This window comes from Streptomyces typhae, assembly GCF_009755605.1.
Taxonomy (GTDB): Bacteria; Actinomycetota; Actinomycetes; order Streptomycetales; family Streptomycetaceae; genus Streptomyces; species Streptomyces typhae.
The window spans coordinates 1-1,049 of record NZ_WPNZ01000058.1; the positions used below are offsets into that span (position 1 = coordinate 1).

At 71.0% G+C, this 1,049-nt stretch carries 1 pseudogene; it reads right to left on the bottom strand.

Features of this window, described 5'->3' with window-relative positions:
* A pseudogene (locus GPA10_RS41510) lies at positions 1 to 1,049 on the bottom strand (alpha-1,4-glucan--maltose-1-phosphate maltosyltransferase); the annotation flags it as partial.

Genomic DNA, 1,049 nt, shown 5'->3' on the forward strand with positions numbered 1-1,049 from the left:
CGGCCTTCGCGCTCGGCCGCGGCCCAGTCGCGGGGGCGCAGCTGGTACTTCTCGGAGTCCAGGTACTCCTCGCTGCCGGGCCGGACCGGGGTGTTCTCGCACAGCTCGAAGCCGCTGTAGACGCCCCAGGTGGGCGACAGGGTGGCGGCGAGCACCGCGCGGACCTCGAAGGCGGGGCGGCCGCCGTGCTGGAGGTAGGCGTGCAGGATGTCGGGGGTGTTCACGAAGAAGTTCGGCCGCAGATAGTGCGCCGTCTGCGTCGACAGCTCCTGGAGGTAGTCGGTCAGTTCCTGCTTGGTGTTGCGCCAGGTGAAGTACGTGTACGACTGGTGGAAGCCGATCGCCGCGAGTGTGCTCAGCATCGCGGGGCGGGTGAAGGCCTCGGCGAGGAAGAGGACGTCGGGGTCGGTGCGGTGGATGTCGGCGAGGACCTGTTCCCAGAAGGCGACGGGTTTGGTGTGGGGGTTGTCGACGCGGAAGACGCGGACGCCGTGGCCCATCCAGAAGCGCAGCAGGCGGGTGGTCTCGGTGACCAGGCCGGGCAGGTCGCGGTCGAAGGCCAGGGGGTAGATGTCCTGGTACTTCTTGGGCGGGTTCTCGGCGTGGGCGATGGTGCCGTCGGCGCGGTGGGCGAACCAGTCGGGGTGCTTGTCCACCCAGGGGTGGTCGGGGGAGCACTGCAGGGCGAAGTCCAGGGCGACCTCCAGGCCCAGGCGGGCGGCCTCGGTCACGAAGGCGTCGAAGTCCTCCAGGGTGCCCAGGCCGGGGTGGACCGCGTCGTGGCCGCCCTCGGGGGAGCCGATGGCCCAGGGCACGCCCACGTCGTGGGGGCCCGCGGACAGGGTGTTGTTGGCGCCCTTGCGGTAGGTGGTGCCGATGGGGTGGACGGGCGGGAGGTAGACGATGTCGAAGCCCATCTCCGCGATCGCCGGAAGCCGCCGCGCCGCCGTGCGGAACGTTCCCGACACCGGCGCCGCCCCCTCCCGCACCACCGCGCCCTCCGAGCGGGGGAAGAACTCGTACCAGGAACCGAACAACGCCCGCGTACG